This is a genomic window from Microbispora sp. CSR-4 (assembly GCF_008033685.1).
Classification (GTDB): Bacteria; Actinomycetota; Actinomycetes; order Streptosporangiales; family Streptosporangiaceae; genus Microbispora.
The window spans coordinates 1-5,717 of record NZ_VJVX01000125.1 but is presented as its reverse complement, the minus strand read 5'-3'; the positions used below and the strand labels follow the sequence as shown (position 1 = coordinate 5,717).

General features: G+C 68.7%; 3 protein-coding genes and 1 pseudogene. All 4 read right to left on the bottom strand.

Features of this window, described 5'->3' with window-relative positions; translation table 11 throughout:
* On the bottom strand, positions 1 to 1,416 hold a 1,416-nt coding region (locus FLV34_RS38635; RefSeq protein WP_369074167.1), incomplete at its 3' end, for a conjugal transfer protein TrbL family protein.
* Positions 1,417 to 1,694: 278 nt separating this feature from the next.
* Positions 1,695 to 2,894: a hypothetical protein gene (locus tag FLV34_RS43100; RefSeq protein ID WP_261986075.1), complete on the bottom strand. Its 1,200-nt coding sequence runs from the start codon at positions 2,892 to 2,894 to the stop codon at positions 1,695 to 1,697.
* A 548-nt stretch (positions 2,895 to 3,442) separates the two neighbouring features.
* Positions 3,443 to 3,670, bottom strand: a pseudogene (locus tag FLV34_RS43095) (transposase); the annotation flags it as partial.
* A gap of 46 nt (positions 3,671 to 3,716) precedes the next feature.
* Positions 3,717 to 5,297 carry a replication initiator gene (locus FLV34_RS43335; protein WP_315985232.1) on the bottom strand — a complete coding sequence of 527 codons (1,581 nt, stop codon included), beginning with the start codon at positions 5,295 to 5,297 and terminating at the stop codon, positions 3,717 to 3,719.
* Positions 5,298 to 5,717: the final 420 nt, after the last annotated feature.

Genomic DNA, 5,717 nt, shown 5'->3' with positions numbered 1-5,717 from the left:
GACGCCCTGCGAGGGGTAGACGGGAGGCCGGAACATCACCGGCGGGACCGGTGGGCGGGCAGGCCGTGATGGGCTGTTCTGGGTGCGGAGCCGGTACATTTGGGCCAGCCCGGCCGGGCCGTTGGCGTAGTAGGTCTCGCGCGGGTGGCCGTATACCGGCGTCGTCGGGGGAACCGGACCGGACGGCCGCGGCGGCCTCCGGTACTTGCCCTGGACGGCAGGAGCGGACGGAGCGTGCTTGACAGGGGCGGCCTCCCAATCCGCCGGGTTCACCGGGCGGCGGGCGGCCACGGGCGCGTGTTTGGCAGGGCCGGGCCCACCTCGGGCCGCGGAGGCGGCGGTTCCGGTCAGGGCAGTCGCGCCGGCAGCGGTAGCCGTACCAGCAGGACCGGCGGCGAGCGCCGGAAGCGCTCGGCTGGCCATCGTTCTCCCGGCCATCGCGTGGGCGGCGGCCACGTGCCCGGCGGCCCGAGGCGTGCTGCTCCGGCGTCCACCCGGGCGGAGGTGCAGGGCGGCCAGGACGGGCGAGGTGAGCTTGTAGGCCAGGGCGTACTTGACCATCCGGCCGATCGTCGAGTGGCCGCCGACCCCGGCGAAGATCCGGCGAGAGATCCAGCCAGGAATGCGGATCAAGATGATCAGCAGGCACAGGGCGAGCACCAGATTGACGAGCTGACCGGTCGGCAGGAGCCCGAGCAGCAGCCGCCCGTCCTGGTTGAAGAAGATCCGCACCGCCAGGACGAGCGTGAGCGACTGGGCGACCTGGATGAGCAGGAGTCCGGTGAAGGCCCGCCACCAGAACCGGGCCAGTCCCTCGGTGTACGGCAGAGCCAGGCAGGCCAGCGCGAGCGGCGAGGCGACCGTCAGCAACAGCACCAGCGCCGCCCGCATGACGAACGTGATCAACAACAGCAGCAGCAGGACGACCGCGACCAGAGCGAGCAGGACGTAGAAGATCTGCTGCGAGGCGCCCGGCGCGATGATCAGCAGCTGGAGAGTGGTGGCCGCCCGGCGACCGTCGAAGTCCTGCCCGAGCAAGGCCGTGGACAGAACGTTGGCGATCTCGATGACCTTGCCGCACAGCAGGAAGCTGGTGTTGGCGGCCAGGACGGCGATGAACAGCCGGGGCAGGACCTCCTTGACCGCGTAGCGCGTCTGCACCGTCTGGTGACCCATCGCGCTGATCGCACCGACGGTCGCCAGCAAGACGAACCCGGTGTTGGCGATCGCGGCGGTCGCCGTCCACAGGTCGAAGATCCGACCGCTGCCGGAGACATCCGGGGTGGCCAGCAGCGTCACCGCGAGCAGGTCCAGCAACGGCTTGATCGCCAGGTACACCAGGCTCGCGAACCAGGAGTTGATCTGCCCCGTGATCCAGTCCCCGATGCCGAAGCCGATCCCCGTCCCCTCCGGCACCGGCAGCTCACCAGGAGAGGACGGGGACAGCCCAGGAACAGGAGAAGGCAGAGGCGTAGGCGTCGCGTGAGCCGAGGCAGCGGTGACGACCACCATGGCGCACGCGCCGACGACCACGCCGGCAGCGACAACGACACGCAGTGCCACCCCGGTGGTGGTCTCAACCGGTCGCCCTGCCGCACTGCCGGCCGACGCGGCGTGCCGGGCAGGTGCGGCTGCCGTCTGCGGCCGGTCTCGGTCAGCCACGGCGAGCATCACGCGGATCGGGGTCACCGGGTTCACCCGCCCACGACGCGCTTGAGGATGCTCACGAACAGCGGGGCCAGGACGGCCAGCGCGTAGCCGAAGGCGGCGGCCTTCAACGCCGCCTTGGCCTTCTGGACCTCGCCGGGGTCTCCGCCCGCCACGAGGTAGCGCAGCCCGCCGAGGGTCAGCATCAGCGTGGCCAGCGTCGCGAGCAGGCCGATCAGCCAGTTCCGCAGGTTGGTGAAGACCGTGTTCAGGTCCGACGGAGCGGCGATGACCGACGAGGCCAGGGCATTGGTTGCCGCGGCGGCAACGAACGGCACCGCGCCGGCCAGCATCGGCAGGACGCGGAAACCGATCACTCGTGCCGCCCGCTGGCACAGCCGCCGGTACGGCAGCACGTTCCAGCGGCGAGCGGCCGGGGCGGTACCGCGAGTGGCAGACGGCTGGGGACGGAAGGAAATCCGCGCGGAGCCAGGGGTGGTGTCCCTGCCTCCCTTCGGGTCGGTTGCGGTTGATGCATCCGGAGTTCCCTGGCTCCGCGCGGAAGCCGTAGGCGCTTCCTCGTTCACCGAGGAAGCGGGGGGCGGGGGAGTCGTGGGGGACGGTTGCCGCAACGGCATGCCGCCCAGTCGCGTCAGGAGGATCAGTTCTGCGTCCTGCTCGCTGAGCACGCCGAGGGCCACCGAGTCGGCCAGCACCAGCTCGGGGCAGGGACGCGGACGTCGCAGGGGAGGGGACTCATCCGGGAGTCGCCGCCGCTCCGTCGTTGCGATGTGCCGTATGGCACGCTCGCCCGCGCACCGCGCGGCCTGGCACAGCCGGGTGCGTACGTCCGTGGTGTCCAGGTCCAGGCGGAGCAGGGCCCGCAAGTAGCCGCCCAGAATCTCGGAGTCGACGTCGGCCGGGTCCCCATAGGGAAGGTCCCGGGTGAGCGTCGCGGCGATCGTGCGCAAGGCGGGCATCCCCATCCCGACAGCGGCGACCGTCCACGCACCCTTACGCACCCGCGCCCGTGTGACCAGCTCCCGCCAGACGGCGTCACGCGTTTTGTCGCCGACGTGCCGGCTGGTGAGCAGCATCCGCAGCTCTGCGAGGTTCACCTCGCCTCTGGGGAGGGCGGGGGCGAGCGTGGTGCAGTTCAGGGACAGCGCGCCCGGCCCTGTGGTCAGCAGCCGGAACGAGGTCTCCGCGGTGTCCAGCGGGGAACCGGCGACGGGATCGGTGCTCATGTCTTGCTCCAGTCCGAGAGGAATTCGTTGGTCTCGAAACCGGTGTACGCACCGCCTCAGAATTTGCTCATAGCTGATTCAGAGTTTCGCCGCAGACTTTTCTCATAACCCGCCGCCTGTTGCCTCTGAGTTGTTCAGAGTCGGCGCCTGCCAGCGCAGAGTCGGCTCTGAGGGCTCGCTCTCTGAGGGCTCTCTGAGTCGTTGGCTATCCCTGGTCATGCGCCTCGGGCCGCCCGGCGGACCGACGGCGCACCCTTCCGGAGAAACACATCCCGACTACACGATGGAAAGCAGGGATTAGACAAGAAAATCCGCCCTGCGCGAGGGAGTGAATAGTCCAGGCGTCCGGAGAGCGGTCGACTGATTATTCCGCTCATAACGATCAATGCCGCGAGGGCATTCGTCGTATCGACGTAGCACTGATCAGTACCTCGGACCGCAGGCTGCGTTTACGTAGAGCTGCGGGCGCAATGAGTTGGGTGATGTCCCGCTGAGTGGTGCAACTCGCTGCTGATCGTGTGGGGTTGGGGAGTTGTGGGTTGGTGTGACTATGACGCGGTGAGGGTGGTGTGCGCCAGGGGTTTGGCCAGATCGTCTGCGGGCGGGGCGGCGAGTTGGGCCATGGAGCCCTCGGACAGGTAGCGGCGGTCGCTGACTTGCCATTCGTCGTGGTGTTCGGCCAGGACGGCTCCGGCCAGGCGGCCCAGGGCGGTGGGGTTGGGGAAGACGCCCACGACGTCGGAGCGGCGTTTGATTTCCCGGTTCAGCCGTTCGATTAACCGGCCCTGGCCCTCAGGGCAAGGCAGTTGAGGGAGTCGCAGTTCAGCGCTCGAGGCGGGAGATGTGGTCGGTGAGTGCGTCGGCGACGCGGGCGTGGCGGGCCGCCTCGCTGTCCCAACCGCGATGGTCGGCGTCGGCCTGGAGTGCTTGAACATCGGTGAGCTGGCTGCGCAGGGCGTCAGTGAACTCGGGGCCGGTCACGAAGTTGTCGCAGGTTTCGCAGATGTTGGCGTAGGGGCAGGCGCCTGCGGCTTCGTGTCGGGAGCAGTAGCCGTGAGCGACGCGGGTCTTGAGCATCTCGCTGTTCAGCCAGGTCACCTTGTCCGGGACGATCGGCTTGCCGGCCGGGGTCAGGGTGAACTGGCGGCGCATCTTGCCCATTGCTTCGTCGTAGGCGGTGCGCAGCGTCGGGGAGGCCAAGGTCGCGTAGCGGATGGTCATCTGCGGGGTGACATGCCCGAGCAGAGCCATCAGCGCCTGCAGGCTCATCCCGGCGTTGGCCAGGCCGGTGGCCCAGGTGTGGCGGAGCTGATGCGGGGTGACGACGAGCACGCCGCCGTCGGGTGCGCGGAGCCCGGCCAGTTCGGCGGCGGCGAGCAGGCCGTTGCGCAGCCGGGTCGCGCCGAGTCTGCGGCCGTGCAGGGTGAACAGGAAGTCGGTTGGTGTCGCGGTGCGTGGATGCGGCAACGGTCGGTGAACGCCGCGCAGCGTGGCCCATTCATCCAGCGCGGTGAGGGTGCCGGCGTCCAGGGGGACCATGCGTTCGGTGGCGAGCTTGCCGAGCGGGACTTTCAGCCAGGTCCCGGTGGGACCGTAGTCGATGATGCTGCCGACCTCCAGGTCGAGCAGCTCGCCGACGCGCAGCCCAGCACCGCGAAGGACGGGCAGGGCCAGGCGGGCGAAATCGTCGTCCAGGCGGGCGACGGCATTCATAAGGGCGGCATCGATGTCGGGCGGCAGCGCCCGGGGCAGCGGCTGGTCGAGTTTGGGGATATCGGCGGCGAAGACCAGGCGGCGCGTGGGTGCTTCGGCCCAGCCCCAGGCGGCGATGTCGTCGAGCATGTTGCGCAGGCTGAGTGCCGCTGCTTGGGCGACTGCTGCCGAGACGGTCCGGCCTGCCCCGGCCGCGGCGCGCTGGCCGCGCCAGGGCCGGGTGCGGTTGAAGATGAGGTAGCCCTCGATGTGGTGCCGCTCCAGCTGGCGCAGCGAGGTCACGTCGGGATGACGGTCGGTGAGGTATTCGGCGAACGGCAGCAGGTCGTTGACCAGGCTCTCCACCGATCGGGGTCGTAGTACCGCGGCGCGGGTGCGGACATAGCGCAGCAGCACCTGGCGGACCTGGTCGGCCATCGGCACCTGGGCGAAACGCTGCTCCAGGGTGCGCGCCCAGGGCCGTCGTCGGGGCGGTGTGTCGATCATGCGGGACTCGAACAAGATCTGGCGGACGCCGGCGATGCCGGAGGTCGTGGAGTAGCGACGGGACTTGGTGGAGAAGCGGCCCCGGAACCCCATCATGTGAGCACACTGGATGAGCCGGAATTCGGTCAGCTCGTCGAAGGCGCCCAGGCGCAGGCGCTCGGCGATGAGCCGCCGGGAGTGATCTCGGAGGGGAAGCGCGGCCAGGTCCGGACTGCAAGGCAGAAACTTCCATCAGCCGAACCCGGTCGGGTGACCTTACCCAGCCGTGAATGATCGAGGTTGACTTAAAAAGCAATGGATTACACCTTGTGGACCGATCCATTCAGGGTATATAAGACCATTCGTGAATGTCGCACATAATCGCCGCGTAGGAGGGGCAATATCCCTGGCCGTGGCTGTCACTGGCTGCTCGGCTGTCGGTAACACCGGCGGCTTGAGCAATTCCTACCCTGCGTAAGGAGTGGGCGGAGTGGATCCGATAGTACTTGCCGCTGGAACCGCTTTGGTGACGGCGATGGCCACTGACCTCGATCTTTCACGTTCATCAGGTCGCTGGCTGAGCGGTTCGGCTGGAGTGTGAAATCGCGGTCGTGGTCAGCCTGGTGGCCCGGCTGTCGCGCCGGG

Bases quoted from the DNA above. Each gene is read 5' to 3' on its own strand.
- FLV34_RS43100 (WP_261986075.1), bottom strand. From the start codon at position 2,894: ATGAGCACCGATCCCGTCGCCGGTTCCCCGCTGGACACCGCGGAGACC.